The 24,440-nt window shown below is 69.7% G+C and carries 24 protein-coding genes and 1 pseudogene; 12 read left to right on the top strand and 13 right to left on the bottom strand.

The window, feature by feature from the left end:
* Positions 1 to 23: 23 nt before the first annotated feature.
* From EV657_RS03545 to EV657_RS22470, 4 genes are read right to left on the bottom strand one after another with little or no spacing between them, the layout of a single operon-like run.
* A complete protein-coding gene (locus tag EV657_RS03545; RefSeq protein ID WP_134077151.1) occupies positions 24 to 1,331 on the bottom strand; it encodes an HlyC/CorC family transporter in 1,308 nt (435 codons plus the stop codon).
* 54 nt (positions 1,332 to 1,385) lie between these two features.
* Positions 1,386 to 2,321: a tyrosine recombinase gene (locus EV657_RS03540; protein WP_134077150.1), complete on the bottom strand. Its 936-nt coding sequence runs from the start codon at positions 2,319 to 2,321 to the stop codon at positions 1,386 to 1,388.
* Complete coding sequence (locus tag EV657_RS03535) at positions 2,318 to 3,847, bottom strand: hypothetical protein (protein WP_134077149.1); 1,530 nt, start codon at positions 3,845 to 3,847, stop codon at positions 2,318 to 2,320. The genes EV657_RS03540 and EV657_RS03535 overlap by 4 nt, the downstream gene beginning before the upstream one ends.
* Complete coding sequence (locus EV657_RS22470; protein WP_256359773.1) at positions 3,837 to 3,971, bottom strand: hypothetical protein; 135 nt, start codon at positions 3,969 to 3,971, stop codon at positions 3,837 to 3,839. The genes EV657_RS03535 and EV657_RS22470 overlap by 11 nt, the downstream gene beginning before the upstream one ends.
* Positions 3,972 to 4,094: 123 nt before the next feature.
* Between EV657_RS22470 and EV657_RS03530 the strand changes: the two genes are divergently transcribed.
* Together EV657_RS03530 and aroB are read left to right on the top strand one after the other, a co-directional pair.
* Positions 4,095 to 4,640: a shikimate kinase gene (locus tag EV657_RS03530; protein ID WP_113669845.1), complete on the top strand. Its 546-nt coding sequence runs from the start codon at positions 4,095 to 4,097 to the stop codon at positions 4,638 to 4,640.
* Positions 4,637 to 5,752 carry a 3-dehydroquinate synthase gene (gene aroB / locus EV657_RS03525; protein WP_075786005.1) on the top strand — a complete coding sequence of 372 codons (1,116 nt, stop codon included), beginning with the start codon at positions 4,637 to 4,639 and terminating at the stop codon, positions 5,750 to 5,752. The genes EV657_RS03530 and aroB overlap by 4 nt, the downstream gene beginning before the upstream one ends.
* Here the strand turns inward: aroB and EV657_RS03520 are convergent, their stop codons facing one another.
* Entirely contained in the window at positions 5,753 to 6,592 is an 840-nt protein-coding gene (locus tag EV657_RS03520; RefSeq protein ID WP_134077148.1) for an AAA family ATPase, read from the bottom strand.
* Between the two features lie 189 nt (positions 6,593 to 6,781).
* On the opposite strand from EV657_RS03520, the gene dksA reads away from it, so the two are divergent.
* On the top strand, positions 6,782 to 7,204 hold the full coding sequence (gene dksA, locus EV657_RS03515) for an RNA polymerase-binding protein DksA (RefSeq protein WP_075786003.1): 423 nt from the start codon (positions 6,782 to 6,784) through the stop codon (positions 7,202 to 7,204).
* A gap of 49 nt (positions 7,205 to 7,253) precedes the next feature.
* Positions 7,254 to 8,447 (top strand): FAD-dependent monooxygenase, encoded by a 1,194-nt coding sequence (locus EV657_RS03510; RefSeq protein ID WP_113669843.1) that lies wholly within the window; start codon positions 7,254 to 7,256, stop codon positions 8,445 to 8,447.
* A gap of 151 nt (positions 8,448 to 8,598) precedes the next feature.
* Here the strand turns inward: EV657_RS03510 and xth are convergent, their stop codons facing one another.
* Complete coding sequence (gene xth, locus EV657_RS03505) at positions 8,599 to 9,378, bottom strand: exodeoxyribonuclease III (protein ID WP_075786001.1); 780 nt, start codon at positions 9,376 to 9,378, stop codon at positions 8,599 to 8,601.
* Between the two features lie 103 nt (positions 9,379 to 9,481).
* A complete protein-coding gene (locus EV657_RS03500; RefSeq protein ID WP_237400484.1) occupies positions 9,482 to 10,066 on the bottom strand; it encodes a lipid-binding SYLF domain-containing protein in 585 nt (194 codons plus the stop codon).
* Between the two features lie 1,000 nt (positions 10,067 to 11,066).
* On the opposite strand from EV657_RS03500, the pseudogene EV657_RS22070 reads away from it, so the two are divergent.
* From EV657_RS22070 to cobC, 4 genes and pseudogenes are all read left to right on the top strand, one after another.
* Positions 11,067 to 11,462 (top strand): annotated as a pseudogene (locus EV657_RS22070) (hypothetical protein); the annotation flags it as partial.
* 208 nt (positions 11,463 to 11,670) lie between these two features.
* Positions 11,671 to 12,678 (top strand): nicotinate-nucleotide--dimethylbenzimidazole phosphoribosyltransferase, encoded by a 1,008-nt coding sequence (gene cobT / locus EV657_RS03490; protein ID WP_075785999.1) that lies wholly within the window; start codon positions 11,671 to 11,673, stop codon positions 12,676 to 12,678.
* Positions 12,675 to 13,463, top strand: coding sequence for an adenosylcobinamide-GDP ribazoletransferase (gene cobS / locus EV657_RS03485; RefSeq protein ID WP_113669842.1), 789 nt, complete (start codon positions 12,675 to 12,677; stop codon positions 13,461 to 13,463). The genes cobT and cobS overlap by 4 nt, the downstream gene beginning before the upstream one ends.
* The gene (gene cobC / locus EV657_RS03480; RefSeq protein ID WP_075785997.1) at positions 13,454 to 13,966 is read left to right on the top strand and encodes an alpha-ribazole phosphatase; all 513 of its coding nucleotides are present in this window, start codon (positions 13,454 to 13,456) and stop codon (positions 13,964 to 13,966) included. The genes cobS and cobC overlap by 10 nt, the downstream gene beginning before the upstream one ends.
* Before the next feature lie 152 nt (positions 13,967 to 14,118).
* Here the strand turns inward: cobC and EV657_RS03475 are convergent, their stop codons facing one another.
* On the bottom strand, positions 14,119 to 15,234 hold the full coding sequence (locus EV657_RS03475; protein WP_134077147.1) for a THUMP domain-containing class I SAM-dependent RNA methyltransferase: 1,116 nt from the start codon (positions 15,232 to 15,234) through the stop codon (positions 14,119 to 14,121).
* 134 nt (positions 15,235 to 15,368) lie between these two features.
* Here EV657_RS03475 and EV657_RS03470 point away from each other — a divergent pair, with 134 nt between their 5' ends.
* The gene (locus tag EV657_RS03470; RefSeq protein ID WP_208323213.1) at positions 15,369 to 16,187 is read left to right on the top strand and encodes a hydroxypyruvate isomerase family protein; all 819 of its coding nucleotides are present in this window, start codon (positions 15,369 to 15,371) and stop codon (positions 16,185 to 16,187) included.
* Here the strand turns inward: EV657_RS03470 and EV657_RS03465 are convergent.
* Positions 16,138 to 16,896 carry an SDR family oxidoreductase gene (locus EV657_RS03465; RefSeq protein ID WP_113669839.1) on the bottom strand — a complete coding sequence of 253 codons (759 nt, stop codon included), beginning with the start codon at positions 16,894 to 16,896 and terminating at the stop codon, positions 16,138 to 16,140. The genes EV657_RS03470 and EV657_RS03465 overlap by 50 nt on opposite strands.
* Before the next feature lie 278 nt (positions 16,897 to 17,174).
* On the opposite strand from EV657_RS03465, the gene EV657_RS03460 reads away from it, so the two are divergent.
* Both EV657_RS03460 and denD read left to right on the top strand, forming a co-directional pair.
* The gene (locus EV657_RS03460) at positions 17,175 to 18,113 is read left to right on the top strand and encodes a sugar kinase (RefSeq protein WP_075785993.1); all 939 of its coding nucleotides are present in this window, start codon (positions 17,175 to 17,177) and stop codon (positions 18,111 to 18,113) included.
* Positions 18,110 to 19,087 carry a D-erythronate dehydrogenase gene (gene denD, locus EV657_RS03455; RefSeq protein ID WP_134077146.1) on the top strand — a complete coding sequence of 326 codons (978 nt, stop codon included), beginning with the start codon at positions 18,110 to 18,112 and terminating at the stop codon, positions 19,085 to 19,087. The genes EV657_RS03460 and denD overlap by 4 nt, the downstream gene beginning before the upstream one ends.
* Here denD and EV657_RS03450 read toward each other — a convergent pair.
* From EV657_RS03450 to EV657_RS03435, 4 genes are all read right to left on the bottom strand, one after another.
* Positions 19,080 to 20,027, bottom strand: coding sequence for a 2-hydroxyacid dehydrogenase (locus EV657_RS03450; protein ID WP_134077145.1), 948 nt, complete (start codon positions 20,025 to 20,027; stop codon positions 19,080 to 19,082). The two genes, denD and EV657_RS03450, sit on opposite strands and share 8 nt — an antisense overlap.
* Positions 20,028 to 20,041: 14 nt before the next feature.
* Complete coding sequence (locus EV657_RS03445; protein ID WP_134077144.1) at positions 20,042 to 21,211, bottom strand: pyridoxal phosphate-dependent aminotransferase; 1,170 nt, start codon at positions 21,209 to 21,211, stop codon at positions 20,042 to 20,044.
* A gap of 128 nt (positions 21,212 to 21,339) precedes the next feature.
* A complete protein-coding gene (locus EV657_RS03440; protein ID WP_075785989.1) occupies positions 21,340 to 21,669 on the bottom strand; it encodes an AzlD domain-containing protein in 330 nt (109 codons plus the stop codon).
* Positions 21,666 to 22,370, bottom strand: coding sequence for an AzlC family ABC transporter permease (locus EV657_RS03435; RefSeq protein ID WP_113669833.1), 705 nt, complete (start codon positions 22,368 to 22,370; stop codon positions 21,666 to 21,668). The genes EV657_RS03440 and EV657_RS03435 overlap by 4 nt, the downstream gene beginning before the upstream one ends.
* A 281-nt stretch (positions 22,371 to 22,651) precedes the next feature.
* On the opposite strand from EV657_RS03435, the gene EV657_RS03430 reads away from it, so the two are divergent.
* Complete coding sequence (locus EV657_RS03430) at positions 22,652 to 24,433, top strand: IlvD/Edd family dehydratase (RefSeq protein WP_134077143.1); 1,782 nt, start codon at positions 22,652 to 22,654, stop codon at positions 24,431 to 24,433.
* The last annotated feature ends 7 nt before the right edge of the window (positions 24,434 to 24,440 follow it).

The raw sequence follows: 24,440 nt of genomic DNA, 5'->3' as shown, positions 1-24,440 counted from the left end.
AGCCGCCCGCCCGCCCGGCCATCTCAGAGCGGCCGGATCTTCAGACGGGTGATCCGGTTCGCCTGCCGCTGCAGCACCTCGAACCGGAAGCCATGGAACGAAAAGACCTGCCCCGGGGTCGGGATCGACTGGGCCTCGTGAATGACCAGCCCGGCGATGGTGTTGGCCTCCTCGTCGGGCAGGCTCCAGTCCATCGCCCGGTTCAGGTCGCGGATCGTCATCGCCCCGTCGACCAGGATCGCCCCGTCCTCGGTCCGGCGGAGCGGGCGCTCGCTGTCGACGTCGAACTCGTCGGTGATCTCGCCGACGATCTCCTCAAGGATATCCTCCAGCGTGATCAACCCGCGCAGCGCGCCATATTCGTCGACCACCATCGCGAAATGGGTGTGGCGGCGCAGGAATTCCCGCATCTGGTCGTCAAGCGTCGTGGTGTCGGGCACGAAATACGGCTTGCGCGCCACATCCAGAACCCGAAGCTCCGAGATCTTCTCGGGCGATCCGTCCGGCCCGCGCACCAGCCGCTCGACCGCGCGCAGCAAGTCCTTGGCATGGATCACACCCACGATGTTCTCGGGGTCGTTCTTGTAGATCGGCAGCCGCGTGTGCGAGCTTTCCAGACAGGTCATCAGGATCGTCTCGGGCGGCAGGTCGGCGTCGATCACCTCGATCTGCGAGCGGTGCAGCATGATTTCCTCGACCGTGCGTTCGCTCAGATCGAGCGCGCCGAGGATGCGGTCGCGATCCTCCTTCTCGACCACGCCCTCGGAATGGCCCAGCTGCAGCGCGCCCGCGATCTCGTCCCGGACCGCCATGATCTGGCTGTCGGGATCGGCCCTGACCCCGAACAGCGCGAGGATCTGGCGCACCAGCGCACGGACGGCACTGACCACCGGCGACAGGATCAGGATGATCGGCCGGATCAGCGGCGACACCCGCGATGCGGCCAGTTCGGGATTGGTGATGGCATAGGTCTTTGGCAGAACCTCGGCGAAAACCAGCACCACCAGCGTCATCACCAGGGTCGCCAGCGCCACGCCGGAATCGCCGAAAAGCCGGGTGAACAGCGTGGTCGCCAGCGAGGTCGCGAGGATGTTGACGAAGTTGTTGCCCAGCAGCACCGAGCCGATCAGGCGCTCGTTGTCCTCGGTGATGGTCAGCGCGGTTTCGGCGCCGCGTTCGCCCTTGTCGGCGCGGGCGCGAAGCTTGCCGCGCGAGGCGGCGGTCAGGGCGGTCTCCGATCCGGAAAAGAAGGCCGACAGCAGCAGCAGACCGACGATTGCGGCGCTGGAAATGAAAAGGGCCGCGTCTGCGACCGTGGCGGGGCTGTCCATGGGTCTCTCTGTTCGGGACTGTCCGTCTGGTTATGGGGGCAGGGCGGCCCGCGATCAAGACGGTCCGGAGTCGCGCGCCAGCGGGTGATGCTCCAGAACCAGATCGCGCAGCCGGTCCTCCAGCACATGGGTGTAGATTTCGGTCGTCGAAACATCGGCATGGCCCAGAAGCGTCTGGATCGCCCGCAGATCGGCGCCGCCCGCCAGCAGATGCGTGGCAAAGGCATGGCGCAGCGTGTGCGGCGTGACCTTGGCCGGATCGACGCCGCCCGCCACGGAAAGCTCCTTGATCAGCACGTAAAAGCGGTGCCGCGTCAGATGGCCCGTCTGACCGCGCCCGGGAAAGAGATACCGGCTGGCGGGCAGGCCCTTGGCCCGGGCCGCCTCCTCGGCGGCGTCGCGCTCGGCGATCCAGGCGGCCAGCGCGGCGCGTGCCCCCGGGGTCAGCGGCACCATCCGTTCCTTGCCACCCTTGCCCCGAACCAGCAGCATCCGCGGATCGCCCCGCGCCGCCGCCACCGGCAGCGTCACCAGCTCGCTCACCCGCATGCCGGTGGCGTAAAGCACCTCCATCAGGCAGGCATTGCGTGTCGCATCGTGCGGGCTGCGGCCTGCGGCCTCGATCAGCCGCTCGACCTCGTCATGGCTCAGCGTCTTCGGCAATCGCCGCGCCCGGCCGGGTCCGCGGATCTGCAGCGCCGGATTGTCGGTGCGCCAGCCCTCTTCATAGGCAAAGCGGTAAAGCTGCTTGATCGCCGACAGCCGCCGCGCCCGTGTCGTCGGCGCCAGCCCCTCGGCCTCGCAGGCGACCAGATAGGCGGTGATCTCGGTTTCAGTGGCGGTCTCGAAGGCGCCGCCGCGCCGGTCCAGAAAGCCCGCGAAGTCCTTCAGATCGCGGCCATAGGCCAGCTGGGTATTGGCGGTGGCGTCCTGTTCGGCCGCCTTGGCCTCGAGAAAGGCCGAAATCCAGCGCGCGGCATCGGGGGTCATCCGCGCCGCTCCAGAAGCATCAGCTGCAGCGCCGATTGCCGCGCCACATCCTCAAGCCCCAGCTGCCGCAAGAGCCCAAGCCCCCGCGTCACATCCAGAATGTCGCCCTGCGCACCATCGGTCACGAGGTCGATGGCCGCAAGGATCGCCTCGCCCAGCCGCTTTTCCTCGATCAGCCGCGACGGGCCGGACCCCAGCGCGGGCTGGTCGAACCCGTCCTGCAGCGCCGCGGCGAGCGAGCCAAGCGGCGGCAGACCTTGCAGATCGCCCCGCGCGATGCCGACCAGAAACGCCTCTTCGTTGGTCTGCGGCTCGCGGGTCCGGGCAATCTCTTCGTATTCGTCGCTCAGAAGCCCGATCCGGAACGCCAGCGCCCCGGCCGGACCGCCAAGCTTCATCCGGGCAAGGCGCGGCCCGTAAAGCTGGGCGAAGGGGACCTCCAGCTCGGCCGAGACCATCGCCGTCCAGGCCGCATCGAGGGTATCCGTCACCGCCTCGGGCCCGCCGGACAGGATCGCGAGGTCGAAGGCCTGCAGCGCCGCGACCCGGTCCCAGAGCCCGCCGGAGGCGGCGGGCTTGCGTTCGGTCCAGACCCCCAGCAATTCGTTCGGGGCCAGCGTCCCGGTGCGGGCCAGCCGCTCGGCCGCCTCGATCCGGGCCTTCCAGCCGGCGGTCGAACGCATGTCGGCGCGGGCGAAGGCGACGGGCAGGGTGGTCGTGGACAACGGCTCGCCGATCGCCTCGCGCATCCGGAAGATCAGCGGCGAGGGCCGGGTCGGCAGCGGCAGCGCGTCGCCCTCTTCGGCCAGGGCCGGGTCGAGGAACCGGGCCAGAAGCGCGTCCTCCTCGGGCTTGACGAAGCCAAGCGCCAGCCCGGTTTCCAGCGTCAGCGCCGCCGCGTTCCAGTCGCCGCCGCGCGCAAGGCAGAAGATCCGCACCGGAAAGGTCGGCGCGATGCCGGGATTGGCGCGCATCGCCGAACAGGCGCGGTCCTCCTGCCCGGTCAGAAGCGAGATGTCGAACCAGCGCCGGAAAAGCGACGGGGCGGTCGGTCCGGCGCGTTCGACCAGCGCCTGCGCCTGATCGAGCGCGCCCAGATCCAGCAGCTTGTCGAGCCGCGCCAGCAAAAGCTGCCCGTCGGCCCCGCCACCCGTTGGCGGGTCGAGCTCGGCCAGCAGCAGCGTGACCAGCAGCTCCTGCACCGCGGGCAGGGTATCGACGCGCTCGGCCCTTATCGCGCGCGCGATGGTCTGGGTCTCGCCCGGCCCCCAGAGATCGCGGGGCAATCCGGTGACCTGCGCGGGCAAAAGCCCGACCGCGTCGATCAAGGTCGTGCCCAGCGGCACAACGGTGATGGGCTCGGCGCCGGGCACGGGGCTGATCGTCGCCGGGGGCTTTCTGGGGCCGGGGGCCGCCACCGAATCCGACAGCCAGTCGATGGCCGACAACGGACGCTCGGCCCAGGCGGGCGCGCCCGCCGCCAGTACAGCGGCCAGCAGCAGGGGGACCCGCGCCCTAGTCGACATCGAGCGTGAGGCTTTGCGTCACCGTCTGCTGTTGGGGGTCCATGTCGCCCAGATAGGCGAAGCCCACCAGCCCGACGAATGAGATGAAAATGATGAAAACCAGTGCCTTGAGTAGTCGCACCATGCCGGTCTGCCTTTTTCGGTCTGCTCGCGCGTTTTCCGCCTTTGCCCGATTATAACTGGCATTCCTCCGGAGTTCACGCCATTCAGGGGCAGAAATCTGCGACGGTGGCGGGAGGTTGCCCAGGTGGGCGCGAAGTTGAAGAAAACGGTGGTTCTGGTCGGGTTGATGGGGGCGGGAAAGACGGCGGTCGGAACGGTCCTGGCGCGGCGGCTCGGGGTGCCGTTCCTCGATTCGGACGCCGAGATCGTGAAAGCCGCCGCGATGACGATTCCCGAGATCTTCGCCCGCGACGGCGAGGCCTTCTTCCGCGCCCGCGAGGCCGAGGTGATTGCCCGCCTGCTGCGCGCCGCGCCGGGCGTGCTGTCGACCGGCGGCGGGGCGTTTCTGGGCGAGGCCAACCGCGCCGCGATTTCGGGGCTCGGCGTGTCGGTCTGGCTCGATGCCGATCTGGATCTGCTGTGGCAGCGGGTGCGGCACAAGGACACCCGGCCGCTGCTGCGCACGCCCGACCCCTATGGCACGCTGGCCGAGCTTTACCATGCGCGGCGACCGTTCTACGCGATGGCCGATCTGGCCGTCCGCGCCGATCCGCGCTATTCGATCGAGGACATGGCCGGGCGCGTGATCGAGGCGCTGAAAACCCGGCCCGACGTGATGGAGGCGGCGTGAGCGCGACGGTCGAGACGGTGCATGTGGCCCTGCCGGGGCGCGAGTACGACATCCGCATCGGCGAGGGGCTGCTGGCCCGGGCCGGGGCCGAGATCGGGCCCTTGTTGCGGCGTCCGCGCGTGGCGATCCTGACCGACGAGACGGTGGCCGCGCTGCATCTTGCGGCCTTCCGCGCGGGTCTTGGCGATATCGAGGCGCCGGCGCTGGCCCTGCCTGCGGGCGAGGCCACCAAATGCTGGGCGCAGTTCGGCCGCGCCGTCGAATGGCTGATCGAGCAAAAGGTCGAGCGGCGCGATATCGTGGTGGCACTCGGCGGCGGGGTGATCGGCGATCTGGCGGGCTTTGCCGCCGCCGTGCTGCGGCGCGGCGTGCGCTTCGTGCAGGTGCCGACGACGCTGCTGGCGCAGGTCGACAGTTCGGTCGGGGGCAAGACCGGCATCAACTCGCCGCAGGGCAAGAACCTGATCGGCGCCTTTCACCAGCCCTCGCTGGTGCTGGCCGATACGGGCGTTCTGGGCACGCTTGCGCCGCGCGATTTCCTCGCGGGCTATGGTGAGGTGGTGAAATACGGGCTTCTGGGCGATGCCGCCTTCTTCGAGTGGCTCGAGGGGCAGGGTCCGGCGCTGGCGGCAGGCGATGTCGCGGCGCGGATCGCGGCGGTGAAACGGTCCTGCGAGGCCAAGGCGCGGATCGTCGAGCGCGACGAGACCGAGCAGGGCGACCGCGCGCTCCTGAACCTGGGCCACACCTTCGGCCATGCGCTGGAGGCCGCGACCGGCTATTCCGACCGGCTCTTGCATGGCGAGGGTGTGGCCATCGGCTGTGCGCTGGCCTTCGAGCTGTCGGCGCGGATGGGGCTTTGTGCGCAGGAAGACCCCAGCCGGGTGCGCGCGCATCTGGACGCGATGGGAATGAAGAAGGATCTGGCCGACATCCCGGGCGATCTGCCCGATGCGGACGGGCTGATCGCGCTGATGGGGCAGGACAAGAAGGTGCAGGACGGCACGCTGCGTTTCATCCTCGCGCGCGGGATCGGCGAGGCCTTCGTGACCGCGGAGGCCGATCCGGCGCTGGTCAGGTCGATCCTTGCCGAGGCGCTGGCGGCGCGCTGATCAGCCGCCGCGCCGCGCCATGAAGGCCAGCCGCTCGAACAGCTGCACGTCCTGTTCGTTCTTCAGCAGCGCGCCATGCAGCTTGGGCAGGGCCGAGCGGCCGTCCTTGCGCAGATCCTCGGGCCGCATGTCCTCGGCCAGCAGCAGCTTGAGCCAGTCGAGCACTTCCGAGGTCGAGGGCCGCTTCTTCAGCCCGTCGGTCTCGCGGATCTCGTAAAAGCGGGTCAGTGCGGCCTGCAGCAGGTCCTGCTTGATGCCCGGATGATGGACCTCGACGATCTTCTTCATCGTGTCGAGATCGGGGAAACGGATATAGTGGAAGAAACACCGCCGCAAAAACGCGTCGGGCAATTCCTTTTCGTTGTTTGACGTAATTATGACAACCGGCCGTTCTTTTGCTTTCACCGTTTCGCCGGTCTCGTAGACGTGAAACTCCATGCGGTCGAGTTCCTGAAGCAGGTCGTTCGGAAATTCGATATCCGCCTTGTCGATTTCGTCGATCAGCAGCACCACCTTTGCGGGGGCGGCGAAGGCCTGCCAGAGCTTGCCGCGGCGGATGTAGTTGGCGACATCATGGACCCGTTGGTCGCCCAGCTGGCTGTCGCGCAGCCGACTCACCGCGTCGTATTCGTACAGCCCCTGCTGGGCCCGGGTCGTGGACTTGATATGCCATTCCATGAGCGGCATGCCCAGAGATTGGGCAACCTGGCGCGCAAGCTCGGTCTTGCCGGTTCCCGGTTCGCCCTTGACCAGCAGCGGCCGTTCCAGCGTCACGGCGGCATTCACGGCCACGGTCAGGTCGTCTGCGGCGACATAGGCGTCGGTGGACCCGAATTTCATCGCAATTCCGCCTCTCAATCCATTGAAATCGGGGGCGACCATAGCGCCCCTTCACAAAGCTTCAAGCGCCATGTAAGGGACCACAAACCTCGTGACACGATACGGCGATTGGGCTACACGCGAGCCCAGGTGCGCCGGGGGAGAATGATTATGAAACAGGTTTCGCCCGGCCCAGAAGAGGGAGCAGGGATGAAAGCCGAAGTTTTCTTGCCCGACGATTATCGTCCCGCCGAGGACGAGCCGTTCATGAACGAGCGCCAGCTCGAATATTTTCGCCGCAAGCTCATTGCCTGGAAGAACGATCTTCTGAACGAAAGCCGCGAGACGCTCGAGGGGCTTCAGGATTCGAGCCGCAACATTCCCGACATCGCGGATCGTGCCAGCGAAGAGACCGACCGGGCGCTGGAGCTGCGGACCCGGGATCGGCAGCGCAAGCTGGTGGCCAAGATCGACGCGGCGCTCCGGCGGATCGACAATGGCGAATATGGCTATTGCGAGGAGACCGGCGAGCCGATTTCGCTGAAACGGCTCGATGCGCGTCCGATCGCGACCCTGAGCCTCGAGGCTCAGGAACGGCACGAGCGGCGCGAACGGGTGCATCGCGACGACTGACGGGGAGTAGGTGTGGCCCGGTGCAGGGCCGGCGTGTAAGAGGTACCGGATGCTCCTGGGCAGCCGAAAGATCACCGTGCTCGGGGCCGGCATCGCCGGCCTCGCCGTTGCAACCGCGCTGGCGCGGCACGGGGCCGAGGTCGTGGTGCTGGAACGCGCCGACGCGATCCGCGAGGTCGGCGCGGGTCTGCAGGTCAGTCCCAACGGGGTGGCGGTGCTGCGGGCGCTGGGTCTTGGCAATGCGCTGGCCGCGAGGTCGGGCCGGGGCAGCGCCGTCGTCCTGCGCGACTATCGCCGCGGCGCGCGGGTGTTGCGGCTGGATCTGTCGCGCGGCGCCCGGGACTACTTCTTCGTCCATCGGGCCGATCTGATCGACATTCTGGCCGACGCCGCGCGCGCGGCCGGGGTCCAGATCCGGCTGTTGCACGAGGTGACCGGGCTTTCGCTGGAGGGGGACCGGGCCGAGTTGATCACGGCGCAGGGCGCGCGGGCCAGCAGCGATCTGCTGATCGGGGCCGACGGGTTGCATTCGGTGGTGCGCGCGGCGCTGAACGGGCAGGTCACCCCCCGCTTTGCCGGCCAGGTCGCCTGGCGCGCGCTGGTGCCTGCGCGCGGCAAGGTGCCGCCAGTGGCCAATGTGCATATGGGGCCGGGCAAGCATCTGGTGCATTACCCGCTGCGCGGCGGCGACATGATCAACATCGTGGCGGTGGAAGAGCGCGAGGCCTGGGTCGAGGAAGGCTGGAACCGGACCGGCGACCCGGACGCGATGCGGCGGGTCTTTGCGGATTTCGGCGGCGAGGTGCCGCGCCTTCTGGAGCAGGTGCACAGCGTCAATCTCTGGGGCCTGTTCCGGCATCCGGTGGCCGAAAGCTGGTATCGCGGCCCGGCCGCGATCCTGGGCGACGCGGCGCATCCGACCCTGCCGTTTCTGGCGCAGGGCGCCAACATGGCGCTGGAGGATGCCTGGGTACTGGCTGCCGCCCTGGCCCGGCATCCGACCGCCGAGGTGGCCTTTGCCGCCTATCAGGCCGAGCGGCGCCCGCGCACCGCGCGGATTGTCGAGATGGCCAGCAAGAACGCGCGGAACTATCATCTGAGCTTTCCGCCGCTGCGGCTGGCGGCGCAGACGGCCTTGCGGCTGGGCGGCATTCTGGCGCCGGGCGCGGCGCTCAGGCGGTTCGACTGGCTTTACGGCTACGATGCCGCGGCGCGCTATCCGCTGCCGGCGGCCGCGGTGTGAAGCTGCGGTCACGAAGCCGCGGTGACTTGGCGTTGACCGGGGCGCTCCCTCCCCCGGGACGGCGCGGCAAAGCCGCTTGCCCGGGCTTGGGCCCGGCCGCGGGCCAGGGCCCGCGGCGGTCGGTCTTCGGGTGGCGCGGGAGCCGCGCGGCTCAGGCGTCGAGGTCGATCCAGACCGGCACGTGATCCGAGGGTTTCTCGCCGGCGCGCTGCCCGGTTTCGATCCGGCAGTCGGTCATCAGGTCGGCGGCCTGCGGCGTCAGCAGCATGTGGTCGATGCGGATGCCGTCGTTTCTGTCCCAGGCGCCGCCCTGGTAATCCCAGAAGGAATAATGGCCCGGCCCCTGCACCCGGGCGCGGAACGCCTCGGTGAATCCGAGGTTCAGCACCCGGCGGAACGCCGCGCGGGTCCGGGGCAGGGCCAGCGCGTCCTTCGCCCAGGCCTCGGGCCGGGCGGCGTCCTCGTCCTGCGGGATCACGTTATAGTCGCCCGCCATCACGGCCGGTTCCTCGGCGGCCAGCAGTTCGCGGGCGCGGGTTTCCAGCCGGGCCATCCAGGCCAGTTTGTAGTCGTATTTCGGCCCCGGTGCCGGATTTCCGTTGGGCAGGTAAAGCCCGCAGATCCGCACCGCGCGGCGGCCCATCACGGTCGCCTCGATCCAGCGGGCCTGGGCGTCCTCGTCATCGCCCGGAAGCCCGCGCCGGACGTCCTCGAGCGGGGATTTCGACAGGATCGCGACGCCGTTGAACCCCTTCTGGCCATGTGTTTCCAGATTGTAGCCCCGATCCTCGAAGGGCTCGCGCGGGAAGGCCTCGTCGACCGACTTGATCTCCTGCAGCACGGCGACATCCGGAGAGGACGCATCGAGCCAGTCGAGCACGGCCGGAAGCCGCGCCTTGACGCCATTGATGTTGAAACTCGCGATCTGCATCGGCGGCTCCGTTTGCGCTGCCCTGCGACTATCCCCGGAGGGGCCGGGACTGTCCATGCGAAAGCGGCCCGGGACCGGGCCGGCCTTTCCACGGCGTTCCGGGTCAGGGGATGATGCGCGTGTATTTGGTGCCTTCGAGCGTCGCGCCGAAGATCAGCCCGGCCTGACCGAAGACGATGGCGATGATCGGATCGAGCGCGGTGATGGTATCGGCCGAGACCATGCCGCCATCGTTCGTCACCGCGTATTCCAGATCGGCCCCGGCCGACCAGCCCGAGCCCGAACGGAACTGCCGGAGCGCCTCGGGGGTCATGAAGAACAGCGCATGGGCATATTGCTGGGCGCCGATCTGAAGCCCGAAGCTGGCTTGCGTGGCCGAATAGTAATCGACGGTCACGTCGTTGATGCGCAGCGCGCCGCGCCCGTAGGCGCCGCCGACCCAGAGCCCGGCCTTGGTGATCAGCGGCATCCAGAGAATGCCCTGCGCCTTTTGCGACAGCTCGCGGGTCGCCGGGTAATGGGCGAAAAGATAGTTGCGGGTGCTGTCGACCCGCGCGTCGAGCTCGCTTGCGCCGCTGCTGCCCACGCCATTGCCGCAGGCCGCCAGCGTCGTCGCTGCACCGGCCGCGCCGATAAAGCCGCGCCGCGAGATCAGGTGGGAGGTCTTGTCCTTGAACATTGCTCTCATGCCCCATGCTGTTGTGGCCTTGGCGGCCTTTGGCGCAAACTATAGACAGCCGCGCCGGGACTGTCACCAAGCTTGACCGCAGCGGGAGGCAATTCCTTGCTGCAATGGCGCACGCAGGCCAGAGCCGCGGGCTGCGGGTCGGCGCCCAGACCCGGTCTGCCTTCAGGGGCCTCCCGTCTGCCAAGCGGGCCTGCCCGGGACCCAGACCGGGGGCGATCTTGGCCAGGCCACCACCGACGGCCGCGCGATGGGCGCCGATCGGGGGGCATCCGCCCGGACGCGATGGGGGGCGGCGCGGCGCTGACAGCCGGTCGTTTGGGGACGCAGCGATGTCGATGGCGCGGACGGCCGCGCCGTGACGGGATCTGCCTCCCGGGTGCGGCCGACAGGGGGCCGCGCAGGCGCGGTGCGCAGAGGGGCGATGGCGGGGGCCGGGGGCGCCTTTACGAGGGGGACAGCGCGACCTCCGACAGCGAGACGTGCCCATTGACAGCACCATTGGCATGGTCTGCGCGGTCGAACGGGCGGAACGGGGCTCGGGCTCACGGGATCGGGCGGGCGGGCGGGTGGCGGCCTCACGACCGGGATCCCTGTCGCGGTCGATGTGCCGGCGCGTGCGGTTCAGCCGATCCCCGCTGCTGCACCGCCCCGGCGTTCGACGGGGGCGAGGGCGTTTGCCCTGCCGTCTTCGCTCATGCCGTCGCCGCTGCGGCCTGCGACGCGGGCGCCCGGCGCGGGAAGCGCGAAGACGACCTCGGGGCCGAGGCCCGGATCGAGGCAAACCCGCCCCACGCGATCCCGACCTCTCCACCGAACGCAACGGCGTCGGCCTTTCTTTCGGCGGATCGAGCGCCTTCGCCGGATCGTCTTGCGATGCGAAAGCGCTCTCCAGCGGCGTGGGGGCGCTTTCCTCTTCTCCGTCCTCGATCGGTTCGGATCAACGCAGGCCCGGCCTGGTTGCTTGATCCGACGGTTTGACGGTGCGACCAGTTTCACTGGAATGGAAGAACGCCTTCCGGGACGCGTTCGCCATGGCTGCGCCACGACCGCGCACGCTGCCAAAGCGGAAATACAGCGTTTCCAAGCTTCGACCGTGGAGCTGAGCAGGGAGCTTGGGCGTGAGGAGGACCGGAGAACGATCCGGTGAATCGTCTTCCCGACGAACCCGAAGACGCTTGCGAGGTGGCGGAAGCGGCAGTCGGTCGAGGATCGCAAGACGGGACCGACAAAGCCGCGCTCAGCCGTTCTGAGCGCGGAAGACGAAGCGGTTGTCGTCGCCTTCCGGCGACACACGCTGCTGCCGTTGGGCGCCTGTCTCTATGCCTTGCAGCTCTATGCCGTGCAGCCGACGATCCCGCATCTCATGCGGTCTTCGTTGCGCAGGGGCCTCCAGAGATGACCCGACTCGGCCGCGCGCGCCGCCTCGGCGCCCGCGTTCAGCGCCGGCAGATTGGTCTGGTCGGTCTGGAAAACGCGGCCCGGGCGCTCTTCTTCTCCTCCGCTGCTGCTGCGGCGCCTTGGCTCGTCGCATCTGCCGTTGCCGATTGCAGCGCCCGCCGCCCCGGCCTAAGACACGCCGCGACAGCAACGAGAGGCTCCACCGGATGACCACCGACACCGATTTCGCCGCCGCGCTCCAGCACAAGATCGACTTCAAGACCAAGCCCCTGGGCTCGCTCGGCCGGATCGAGGATCTGGCGACGGTCATCGCCACCGTGCAGGGCACGCTGAGTCCGCGGATGGACAGCTGCGAGTTGACGATCTTCGCGGCCGATCATGGCATTGCCACCGAGGGCGTGTCGAAATTTCCGCAGGAAGTGACGCGGCAGATGGTGCTGAACTATCTGGCGGGCGGGGCCGGGGCCAATGCCTTCGCGCGCGCCGTCGGCGCCCGGATGAAGGTCGTCGATGCCGGGATCGCGGGCGAGCCTTTCGGCCTTGCGGACCTGATCGAGCGCCGGATCGGCGCGGGCACCAAGAGCTTCCTGCACGAGCCCGCGATGAGCGCCCAAGAGTGCGCGCGCGCGCTGGAAGAGGGCCGCAAGCTTGGTGCCGAAAGCCCCGCCGATGCGGTGGCCTATGGCGAGATGGGGATCGCCAATACCGCCTCGGCGGCCGCGCTCGGCCACAAGCTGACCGGGGTCGGGCTCGACATCCTGGTGGGCCGGGGCACGGGGCTTGACGATGACGGGCTGACGCACAAGCGGCAGGTTCTGGAACGCGCCGCAGCGCGGACCGGCGATCTTGGCCCGCAGGAGGCGCTGGCCCAGTATGGCGGCTTCGAGGTTGCGATGATGGCCGGCGCGATGATCGGCGCGGCCGAGGCGAAGAAGGTCATCATCGTCGACGGGTTCATCGCGACCGCGGCCGCGCTTGCCGCCGCCCGCATCGCGCCCGGAACCCGGGCGGCGATGGTCTTCTCGCACCGCTCCGAGGAACAGGGCCATGGCGCGCTGCTCGACGCTCTCGGGGCCGAACCGCTGCTGCGGCTGGGGCTGCGGCTGGGCGAGGGCACCGGCGCGCTTCTGGCCTGGCCGCTTCTGAAGGCCGCGGGCGAGATGCTGAACACCATGGCCAGCTTCGACGATGCCGGCGTGACGGGGCCGCAATGACTCCTGCCGCCCGGGCAAGGGAAGAGGTGCGGCTGGTCGTCCTGGCGCTGCAATTCGTCAGCCGCCTGCCGCTGCCCGCCGATCCGGGCTACACGCCCGACCGGATGCGCCGGGCCACGCGCTATTTCCCGCTGTGCGGGGCGCTGATCGGCGCGGCTCTGGGGCTGGTCTACGCGGCCGCGGCGGCGGTCTTTCCCCCGGCGGTTGCGGCGGTCCTGACACTTGCTGCGGGCGTGCGGCTGACCGGGGCGCTGCATGAGGACGGGCTGGCCGACATGGCCGACGGGCTTGGCGGCGGGCTGACGCGCGAGCGGGCGCTGGAAATCATGCGCGACAGCCGGATCGGCAGCTATGGCGCGGTGACCCTGATGCTGGCGCTGGGGCTGAAGGCGGCGGCGCTGGCCGGGCTTGGCGCGGCGGCGGGCGGCTGGGCGGCGGCGGGTGCGCTGGTCGCGGCGCATGGGCTCAGCCGACTGGCCTCGGTGATCGTGATGGTGCGGCTGCCCTATGCGCGGACCGAGGGCAAGGCCGCCTTTGCCGCGGCCGGTCCTGGCCGGGACGGGATGGCCATCGCCTGGGGGACCGGCGCGCTGATCGCACTCGGCCTCTGGATCGGTGCAGGGGGAGGCGCGGCCCTGACGGCGCTGGCGCTGGCTGTGGCGGCCACGCTCTGGACGGGGCGGATGCTGACCCGTCGGCTTGGCGGGCATACCGGAGACGGGCTGGGCGCGGTGCAGCAGGTCTCTGAGATCGCGATCCTGCTGGGGCTTCTGGCATGGGTGTGATCCTTCTGCGCCATACCCGCCCGGACGTGGCCGAGGGCACCTGCTACGGCCGCACCGACTATCCGCCCGCGGAAAGCTTCTCCGAAGAGGCGGCAGAGGTGCTGGCGGCGCTTCCTCCGGTCCACCGGGTCCTGTCCAGCCCGCTTTTGCGCTGCACCCGTCTGGCCGATCATATCGGCGCGGCGCGCGGCCTGCCGGTCGAGACCGATCCCCGCCTGATCGAGATCGATTTCGGCGCCTGGGAGGGCACGCCCTGGGCCGAGGTGCCGCGCGACGGGCTCGATCACTGGGCCGCGCATTTCTACGAGTCGCGCCCCCATGGCGGCGAGAGCGTCGGCATGTTCTATGCCCGCGTCGTGCCCTTTCTCGAAGAGATGCATGGGGCCGGGACGGTTCTGGCGGTGACCCATGCCGGACTGATGCGGGCCGCCCTTCACCATGCCGGGCGCGAAGGCGCCTGGCAGATGAAGTTTCCCTATGGGAGCTTCATCGAGCTGCCCTGATCCTGTTCCACCGGAGCGCGTTCCGCGCACGCTTTTACTGGGCGACCCCTTTGGGGCCGCGATCCTTTGGGTATTTCTGCCAAGAAGAAGATGGCGTCCGATTTCTTCTTGGCGAAAATACCCATGACGGACCATCGGTCATGGGAAAGAGGTCAGGGCAGGGGCGCCGTCCGGAAGAGCCGCACTTTCAGTCCGCCATGGGCGACCGGCGCGCCGGGGGGCAGGAAAGGCAGGCCCGTCGCCCGGGCAAGCCCCTCGTCGCTGGTGACGAGCCCGACCCGCCAGCCAGCGAACCGCTCGCGCAGCGTTGCCCCGAGGGCGCCGTAGAGCGCGAACAGAAGCTTTCGCTCGCCGATCCGTGCGCCATAGGGCGGGTTGACCATCACGAGGCCGGGCGGGCCGTCGGGCCGGACCAGGTCGCTGACCGCGTGGCGGCGGAAGTCGGTCCGGTCCGCGACACCGGCGCGGGCGGCATTGGCGGTGGCCATCCGGATCGCCCCGTCATCGCGGTCCGAGCCGAAGAAGCGGACCTGTGCCGCAGGCGCGGGCCTGGGGGCCTTCATTGCGGTCCAGGCCGCCGGATCGAAGCTGGCGAAGTCCTCGAAGGCGAAGCTGCGGTCGCGGCCGGGCGCGAACCCGCCCGCGATTTCAGCCGCCTCGATCGGGAAGGTGCCCGAGCCGCACATCGGGTCGACCACCGGTTCGGTGCCGTCGAAACCGCAGGCGCGCAGGAAGAGGGCCGCCATCGTTTCGCGCAGCGGGGCCTTGCCGACCGCCTGTTTATGGCCGCGCCGGTGCAGCGGTTCGCCCGAGCTGTCAAGGCTGAGCGTCACCAGATTGTCGTCGATCCGCACCTTGAGCGCGATCGCGTCCTCGCCGCCAATGGGCGCGCCGAGCGTCTCGGCGAGGGCGCGCTCGATCCGCTGGGCGGCGGCGCCCGCATGGTAGATCTTCGAGGCCCGGCACTGCACCTCGACCCGCACCGGCCGGTCGGGCCGGAGCACCGCGGCCCAGTCGAATTTTCGTGCCCGCTTGTCGAGCTGGGCCAGATGGAAGGCCCGAAAGGCGCCGATCCGGACCAGCACCCGCGAGGCGCCGCGCAGCACCAGATTGGCGCGCCAGACCTCGGGCCAGCCGCCCTGGACGGTGACGCCGCCCGCGACCGTCACGGGACCGGCAAAGCCCGCCGCGCGGGCCTCTTCGGCCAGAAGCGGCTCGAGCCCCGGCAGGGCGGCGAGGAAGATCTCGAAGGGGGCGGGGTCGGTCATCCGGGCTCCGGCTGAGGGAAGAGGCATTCGCGATACACCGGAAGCGGCGGGCAGGAAAGGGCGCGCTTGACAGGTCCGGGGCGGCGCCGCTAGCGATGAGGGCGAAACGCGGTTCAGCCGATCCGGAGGGGAACGTGAGGTTCTCTGCCAATCTGGGGTTTCTCTGGCGCGAGCTCGCGTTGCCCGATGCGATCCGCGCGGCGGCGGCGTCAGGCTTCTCTGCCGTCGAATGCCACTGGCCCTATGACACGCCGCGCGCCGCGATCCGCGCGGCCCTCGACGAGACCGGCCTGCCGATGCTGGCGCTGAACACCCGTCCCGGCGACCGGGATGCGGGCGAGTTCGGGCTGTGTGCCCTGCCCGGGCGCGAGCACGAGGCGCGGGCCGCGATCGACCAGTCGATCGCCTGGGCCGCGGCGCTCGGGGTGCCGCAGATCCATGCCATGGCCGGATGCGCCCGCGGGCCCGAGGCCGAGGCCGCGCTGGCCGCGGCGCTGGCCTATGCCTGTCTCGAGGCCGCGCCCTATGGCATCGGCATCCTGATCGAGCCGATCAACCCCCATGACGTGCCGGGCTATGCGCTGGCCAGCACCGCCGAGGCCGTGGCGATGATCGACCGGGTGGCCGCGCCGAACCTGCGGCTGATGTTCGATTGCTACCATGTGCAGCGCGCCGAGGGCGATGTCTCGGCCCGGCTGCAGGCGCTGATGCCGCTGATCGGTCATGTGCAGGTGGCCTCGGTGCCCGACCGCGGCCCGCCCGATCATGGCGAGCTGGATTACGCCCATGTCTTCGCGTTGCTCGACCGGCCGGGCCATGCCGCGCCCGTGGGGGCGGAATACCGCCCCCTGGTCCGACCGGCGACAGTCTCGGCTGGATGGCGCGCTTCGGGGCCAAGGTCGCCTAGAGGCAGGCGGTCATGCCGCCATCGACATAGATCACCTGGCCGTTGACGAAAGCCGAGGCGTCGGAGGCCAGGAAGATGCAGGCTCCGGCCAGATCCTCGATCCGGCCCCAGCGCCCGGCCGGGGTGCGCCGTTCGATCCAGGCGCAGAACTCGGGGTCGGCCACGAGGGCCGCATTCAGGGGCGTATCGAAATAGCCCGGCGCGATAGCGTTGCAGCACAGCCCGTGCCGCGCCCAGTCGGTGGCCATGCCCTTGGTCAGGTTGACGATGGCCCCTTTCGAGGCGGTGTAGGGCGCGATTCCGGGCCGGGCCAGCGCGGCCTGAACGCTGGCGATGTTGACGATCCGTCCGCGTCCCCGCGCGATCATGTGGGGCGCGAGGGCGCGGGCGACATAGAAGGCCGCGTTGACATTGGTGCGCATCAGCCGGTCGAAGGCCTCGACCGGAAACCCCTCCAGCGCCGCGCGGTGCTGGATGCCTGCATTGTTGATCAGGATGTCGATGGGCCGCCGGGCCTCGTAGCCGTCGATGGCGCGCGCCGCGGCCTCGGCATCGGTCACGTCGAAGGGCAGGATGTCGACCCCGGCCCCTTCGGCGCGGAGCGTCGCGGCGGCCTCCTCCAGCCGCTCGGCCCCGCGCGCGTTCAGCACCACCCGGACCCCGGCCGCCGCCAGCGCCCGGGCAAGCCCCAGCCCGATCCCCATAGATGCACCGGTCACCAGCGCCGTGCGTCCGCTCAGGTCGAAAAGATCCATGTTCCCTCCCGGTCTCGCGGGGCCAGGACAGCCCCGGCATTTGGTATACCATGTCGCGGCGCCGGGGAAAGACCGGCGACGGGGCGGTTGCCGCCTGGGGCGCGCCGTCTCGCGACGCCTGCGGGGCGCCGATCCGGCGGTCGCGCGGCAGCCCGGGCGGGCCCGGCAGGGAAATCGGCCGGAAAGGGCGGACAGGTCCCTAGCCGAGGCGGCGGAAAACCGGATAGAACCGGGGGCGCGCCGCGCCTGTCGCGCGGGTTCAGGCCGCAGGGAGACAGATGCCGGATCGTTCCTTTCTCGCCATCGGCGAATGCATGGTAGAGCTTGCCCCGGCCACGGACGGGCTTTTTCGCATGGGTTTTGCCGGGGACACCTTCAATTGTGCCTGGTACGCCCGGCGGCTGCTGCCCGCGGACTGGTCGGTCGGCTATGCGACCGCCGTCGGCAGCGATGCGGTCTCGGACGACATGCTGGCCTTCATGGCGGCCGAGGGCGTCGAGACCGGGGCGATCCGCCGGATCGAGGGGCGGACCGTGGGGCTTTACATGATCGCGCTGAAGGACGGCGAGCGCAGCTTTTCCTACTGGCGCGGGCAGGCGGCGGCGAAGGCGATGGCCGACGATCCGGACTGGCTCGACAAGGTCTTTGCCGGGCGCGATCTCTTGCATGTCTCGGGCATCACGCTGGCGATCCTTGCGCCCGAGGCGCGCGAGCGTCTGTGTGCGGCGCTGGCGCGGGCCCGGGCGGCGGGGGCGCGGGTGAGCTTCGATACCAATGTGCGGCCCCGGCTCTGGGCGGACGCGGCCGAGATGCGGGCCGGGCTGATGCTGGGCGCCTCGGTCGCCGACACCGTGCTGCCGTCCTTCGACGAGGAACAGGCGGCCTTCGGCGATGCCTCGCCCGAGGCCACCGTGGCGCGCTACCGCGCGGCCGGGGCGACGACGGTGGTGGTCAAGAACGGCGCCGCGCCGATCCTGCTCTCGGCCGAGGGCACGGAGGCCGAGATCGCGCCCGAGCCCGTCGCGCGGGTGGTCGACAGCACGGCGGCGGGCGACAGCTTCGCGGCCGGGTTTCTGGCCGCGCGCGCGACCGGGGCCGCGCCGCCCGAGGCCGTCCGTCGGGCAGCAGCGCTGGCAGGCGCGGTGATCCAGCGCCGCGGCGCGCTTGCGCCCGACATCTTCGCACCAGAGGGCGCGGCCCTGCAGGCGGCGCCATGAAGGTCCTGATCCTCGGCGCGGGCGGGTTTCTCGGCGGGCGTCTGGCCCGGGCGCTGGCCCGGAGCGGCACGCTGCGCGGGCGCCCGATCACGGGGCTCGCTCTGGCCGATCTGGCCCCGCTGCCCGTGCCCGAGGCACCGTTTCCGGTCGAGAGCTTCAAGATCGACATCGCGGACCCGGCTTCGGTCGCGGCCGGGATCGCGCCGGGGACCGATGTGATCTTCCATCTGGCGGCGGTCGTCTCGGCCCATGCCGAGGAAGACCTCGATGCCGGGATGGCGGTCAACTTGGCCGGAAGCCTGAACGTGCTGGAGCGCTGCCGTGCGCTTGGAACCAACCCGATGCTGGTCTTCGCCTCGTCGATTGCCGTTTATGGCGGCGCGGTGCCCGATCCTGTGACCGACGCCACCTTCCTCAACCCGCAGACCTCCTACGGCACCCAGAAGGCGGTGGCCGAACTCTTGCTGAACGACTATTCCCGGCGCGGGTTGGTCGACGGGCGGGGGCTGCGGCTGCCCTCGATCTCGGTGCGGCCGGGACGGCCCAACCGCGCCGCCTCGGCCTTCATGTCGGGGATCTTCCGCGAGCCGCTGTCGGGGCAAGAGGCGATCTGCCCGGTTGGCCCCGATTTCGCGCATTACTACCTCGGCCCGCGCCGCTGCGTCGCCAACCTGATCCGCGCGGCCGAGATCGAGGCCGCCGCGCTGGGCCAGAACCGCTGCATGACCATGCCGGGGCGGCGCTGGACCATCGGCCAGATGATCGCGGCCATGACCGAGGTCGCGGGGCCCGCGCCCGCGCGTCTGATCCGCTGGGAGCCCCGGCCCGAGATCCAGCGCATCGTCTCGGGCTGGCGCGACGACATCCGGGCCGACCGGGCGCTGGCGCTGGGCCTGACCGCCGATGACAGCTTTGCCGACAACATCCGCCAGTTCCTGGAGGACGACCTGCCCGGCGGCCCGGTCCTCAGTTGACCGGGGTCGGCAGCGGCTGGCCGTCGAGGAAGGCGCGGATATTGGCCAGTTGCAGCTCGGCCATGGCGCGCCGGGTCTCGGTGGTGGCCGAGCCCACATGCGGTTGCAGCACGACGTTCTCCAGCCCCTGGAACCGCGGGTCGATGGCCGGTTCGTCCAGATAGACGTCAAGCCCCGCGCCCGCGATCCGGTGCTCTTCCAGGGCTGCGATCAGCGCGCCCTCGTCGACCGTCGTCCCGCGCGAGATGTTGATCAGCACGCCCTTCGGCCCCAGCGCGGCGATCGCCTCGGCCGAGACATAGTTGCGGGTCTCGGGGCCGCCGACCAGCGCCACGACCAGAAAATCGACCGCGCGGGCCAGGCTGACCGGATCGGCGTGGTACTGCCAGCCGGGGGTCTCTTTTTCCTGCCGCGAATGATAGTGGATCTCCATCTTGAAGGCGGCCAGCCGGTCGGCGATCTCGCGCCCGATCCGGCCGAGCCCGACAATGCCCGCCCGCGCCCCCGACACCTTCCGCGCCAGCGGCATGGCGCCGTATTTGGTCCAGCGGCCGCTGCGCACCCAGCCGTCGCCGCGCACGAGGCTGCGCGCCTGCGCGAGGATCAGCCCGACCGCCAGATCGGCTACATCGTCGTTCAGCACATCGGGCGTGTTGGTCACGCGGATGCCGCGCTGGGTGGCGGCGGCCACGTCGATGGCATCGTAGCCGACGCCGAAATTGGCGATCAGCCCCAGCCCCGGCAGGCGGTCCATCTCGGCCGCGCCGAAGGGCTCGTGGCCCTTGTAGGCGACGGCGCGCAGCCGCGCGGTCCCTGCGGGGGCGAGCCCGGCGATGGCGCCGGGCCCGTCGACCGACACCGACGAGACGGCGGTCGACAGCCGCGCGCGTTCGTCCTCGGTGAAGGCGGCGCCGCAGATCAGCAGGGGGGTATCGGTCATGGATCGGCCTTTCGTCAGAGCACCGCGCGGATCCGCGCGATGGCCTCGGTGAGGGTTTCGGTCGAGCTGGCATAGGACAGGCGCAGATAGCCTTCGCCCCGGGCGCCGAAAGCGGTGCCCGCGATGGTGGCGACGCCCGCCTTTTCAAGGAAGAGGTCCTGCGCCTCGGCCGCGCGCATTCCGGTGCCCTCGATATTGGGGAAGGCATAGAAGGCGCCGCCGGGATCGGGGCAGCGAAAGCCCGGCAGGGCGTTCAGCTCGCGCACGATATGGGCGCGGCGGCGGTCGAACTCGGCGACCATCGCGGCAACCGCGTCCTTGGGACCCGTCAGCGCGGCCAGCGCTGCGTGCTGGGCGGCGGCGTTCACGCAGGAATGGTCGTTGATGCACAGCCGCGTCACATGATCGAGCGTGGCATCGGGCCAGACCGCATAGCCGATCCGCCAGCCGGTCATCGCATAGGTCTTGGACCAGCCATCGAGCACGATCAGCCGGTCGCGGATGTCGGGATATTGCAGCAGGCTGACATGTTCGCGCCCGCCATAAAGCATCGACGAATAGATCTCGTCGGACAGCACCGCGACCCGAGGAAAGGCCGCGAGCCCCTTGACGAGGCGCGATATTTCGGCGCGCGGGGTGATGCCGCCGGTGGGGTTGGCGGGGCTGTTCAGCACGATCAGGCTGGTGCGGTCGGTGATCCGTTCCAGCACCCGGTCGGCCTCGAAGGCAAAGCCCGTGCGTTCCTCCAGCGGGATCGGCACCGGGGTCGCGCCGGAATAGCGGATCGCGCTTTCATAGATCGGAAAGCCCGGATCGGGGTACAGGATCTCGCGCCCCGGCTGGCCGAACATCAGCATGGCGAAGAACATGCTGGGCTTGCCGCCGGGCACGATCACGACATTTTCGGGATCGACCTCGACCCCGTGACGGCGGTGCAGGTCGGTGGCAACGGCATGGCGCAGCGCGGGCAGCCCGTTGGCCGGGGTATAGCCGTGATGACCGTCCCGCAGCGCCTTGATACCGGCCTCGACGATATGATCGGGCGTGCGGAAATCGGGCTGGCCGATGCCGAGATTGATGATGTCGCGCCCCTGGGCGGCCAGCGACTGGGCCCGCGCGAGCACCGTGAAGGCCGATTCCGTGCCAAGCCGCGACAGGCTGTCGGCAAACTGCAGATGCGTCATGGGGCCTCCTCCCCGGGGCCGGGCCTTCCGGCCGCTTCCGTTCTGGTATACCAAGCGGCCCGCCGAGGAAAAGGCCTCCCTTCGGATCGGGGGCCGCGCGTGTCTTTCGGGCGACGGCGCGGACCTGGTCACAGCAGGCGGGCGGCGGCTTCGATCAGGTAAAGCGTGCCCATCCCCGCGACGATCGCCGCCACGACCGAGACCCTAAGTCCCGCTATGAGCGCTGCCAGCGCCGCGATCAGCCGGGCGGGGTCGGGGCTGCCGCCGGTCGCCTCGGGCCAGAGGACAAGCGGCGCGACCAGCGCCGGAAACACCGCGACGCCCACGTATTTCAGGTGCAAAAGCGCCCAGGGCGGCAGCGTGCGGCGGCCGAAGATCCCCAGAAAGGAAAACCGGATCAGGAAGGTGCCGACGGCAAGGGCGGCGGTCAGGGTCCAGAAGGCGGCGTCGGAAATCATGCCCGGCGCCTTTTCAGCAGAAGGCGTTCGGTCTGTGCGCCGGTGATCATCGCGACAAGCGCCGCGACCGGCAGCCCGAGGCTCCAGGGCAGCCAGGCCAGCGCCAGCGCCGCCAGCGCCGACACCAGCGCCGCGACCGCATGGGGCAGCGACCGGATCAGCGGCGCGGTCAGGGCGATGAAACAGACCGGCACCGCGAAATCGAGCGAGAATTCGGCCGGGATCGCCTGTCCGACCAGGGCTCCGGTCAGCGTGCCGCCATACCAGAACGGGCAGATCAGGACCATGCAGCCGAAGTAATAGGCGACGCGCGCCGCAGGCGTCATGGCGGGCTCGGCCTCGTAGGTCCGGACCGCGACGGCGAAGGCCTGATCGACCATGAGATAGGCCATCAGCGCCCGCACCCCCAGCCGTGCATGGCCGAGATAGGGCACGAGTGCGGCCGAATACATCGCCATCCGCAGATTGACCGCCAGCGCGGCCAGCAGAGCCACGAAGACCGGCGCGTGATCTTCCAGAAGCGCCAGCGCCGTGAATTGCGAGGCGCCCGCGATCACCAGCACCGACATCGCCATGGCCTGCAAGAGGTCCAGCCCGGCATCGCGCGCCACCACTCCGAAAAGCAGCGAGAAGGGCACCACGATCAGGATGAACGGCGCGCAGTCGAGGGCGCCCTTGCGAAAAGCCTGTGCCTCGGTCATGGGCGCGCTCCGGGGACCGGCCGGACGCAGGATTTCGGGGCCGGCCCCGGCGGCGGGGCCGGCGCTTTGGCGCGGCGCTCGGTCACGACAAGGTCCTCCCTGAACCTTCGGGCATTCGGTGCGGATTGCCCTTGCATTTGGTATACCAGATCGGAATGCTGTGCCAAGGGCCGCCCGGGGTCCGGCCGCGCGGGACGCTGCGGCATGGCCCCGAGGCGGCTGAGGCCAGACGCCTTGGGGGTCGCAGACGGGCGGCCGACCGGCGGCAAGCGGAGGAAGGCATGAGCGATACGCGCGCGAACAAGCGGTTCCGGTCTCAGGAATGGTTCGACAATCCCAACAACCCCGGCATGACCGCGCTGTATGTCGAGCGCTATCAGAACCAGACCTTCACCCGGGGCGAGCTGCAATCGGGCCGCCCGGTGATCGGCATCGCCAATAGCGGGTCCGATCTGGTGCCCTGCAACAAGATCCACGTCTTCCTGATGGACCGGATCAAGGCGGGCATCCGCGAGGCGGGCGGCGTGCCGATGGAGTTTCCGGTCCATCCGCTGCAGGAAACCGGCAAGCGGCCGACGGCGGCGCTGGACCGCAACCTCGCCTATCTGGGGCTTGTCGAGATCCTGCATGGCTATCCGCTGGACGGGGTGGTGCTGACCACCGGTTGCGACAAGACCACGCCCGCGCTGCTGATGGGGGCGGCGACGGTCGACATCCCGGCGATTGCGCTCAATGGCGGTCCGATGCTCGATGGCTGGTGGAAGGGCAAGCGCGCGGGCTCGGGCACCATCGTCTGGGAAAGCCGGCGCCTCCTGGCCGAGGGCAGGATCGATTATGACGAGTTCATGGACCGGGTCTGTTCCTCGGCGCCGTCGCTCGGGCATTGCAACACCATGGGCACGGCCTCGACGATGAACGCCATGGCCGAGGCGCTGGGGATGAGCCTGACCGGCAATGCCGCGATCCCCGCGCCCTTCCGCGAGCGGATGGCGATGGCCTACGAGACCGGCCGGCGGATCGTTCAGATGGTGCTGGACGATCTGAAGCCGTCCGACATCCTGACCCGTGCCGCTTTCGAGAATGCCATCGTCGTCAACAGCGCCATCGGCGGTTCGACCAACGCGCCGCCGCATCTGCAGGCGATCGCGCGGCATGCGGGGGTCGAACTGGACGTGACCGACTGGGAAAAGATCGGCCATGACGTGCCGCTTCTGGTCAACATGCAGCCCGCGGGCGCATATCTGGGCGAAAGCTTCTTCCGCGCGGGCGGGGTGCCCGCGGTGATGGCAGAACTGGCCCGGGCCGGGCGGCTGCATGTGGGCGCGATGACCGCGACCGGCCGCACCCTGGCCGAGAACCTCGACGGGGTCCGGTCCACCGACCCCGACGTGATCGCACCCTATGACGCGCCGCTGCGGACGCAGGCCGGGTTCAAGGTGCTGTCGGGCAATCTGTTCGCCTCGGCGCTGATGAAGACCTCGGTGATTTCCGATGAATTCCGCGCGCGCTTCCTGTCCGAGCCGGGCCGCGAGGGTGTGCATGAGGCCCGCGCCGTGGTCTTCGAGGGGCCCGAGGATTACCATGCCCGGATCAACGATCCCGAGCTCGAGATCGACGAAAGCGCGATGCTCTTCATCCGCAATGTCGGCTGCGTCGGTTATCCGGGCTCGGCCGAGGTGGTGAACATGCAGCCGCCGGATGCGCTGGTGAGACAGGGCGTCCGGCATCTGCCGACGGTCGGCGACGGACGGCAGTCGGGCACCTCGGAAAGCCCCTCGATCCTGAACGCCTCGCCGGAGGCGGCGGTGGGGGGCGGGCTGGCTTTGCTGAAGACCGGCGACCGGGTGCGGCTTGATCTGAACGCCTCGCGGCTCGACGCGCTGGTCGATGACGCGGAATGGGAGCTGAGGCGCGAGGCCTGGGAGCCGCCCGAGATCGTGAGCCAGACCCCCTGGGAAGAGATCTATCGCGCCAATGTCGGCCAGCTGGCCGATGGCGGCTGTCTGGAACTGGCCACGGCCTATCGGCGGATCGCGCGCGTTCTGCCGCGCGACAATCACTGAGGCGGGC

The sequence above is a fragment of the Rhodovulum visakhapatnamense genome (assembly GCF_004365965.1).
In the GTDB taxonomy this organism is placed as follows: Bacteria; Pseudomonadota; Alphaproteobacteria; order Rhodobacterales; family Rhodobacteraceae; genus Rhodovulum; species Rhodovulum visakhapatnamense.
This window is presented reverse-complemented; position numbering and strand designations above follow the sequence as displayed.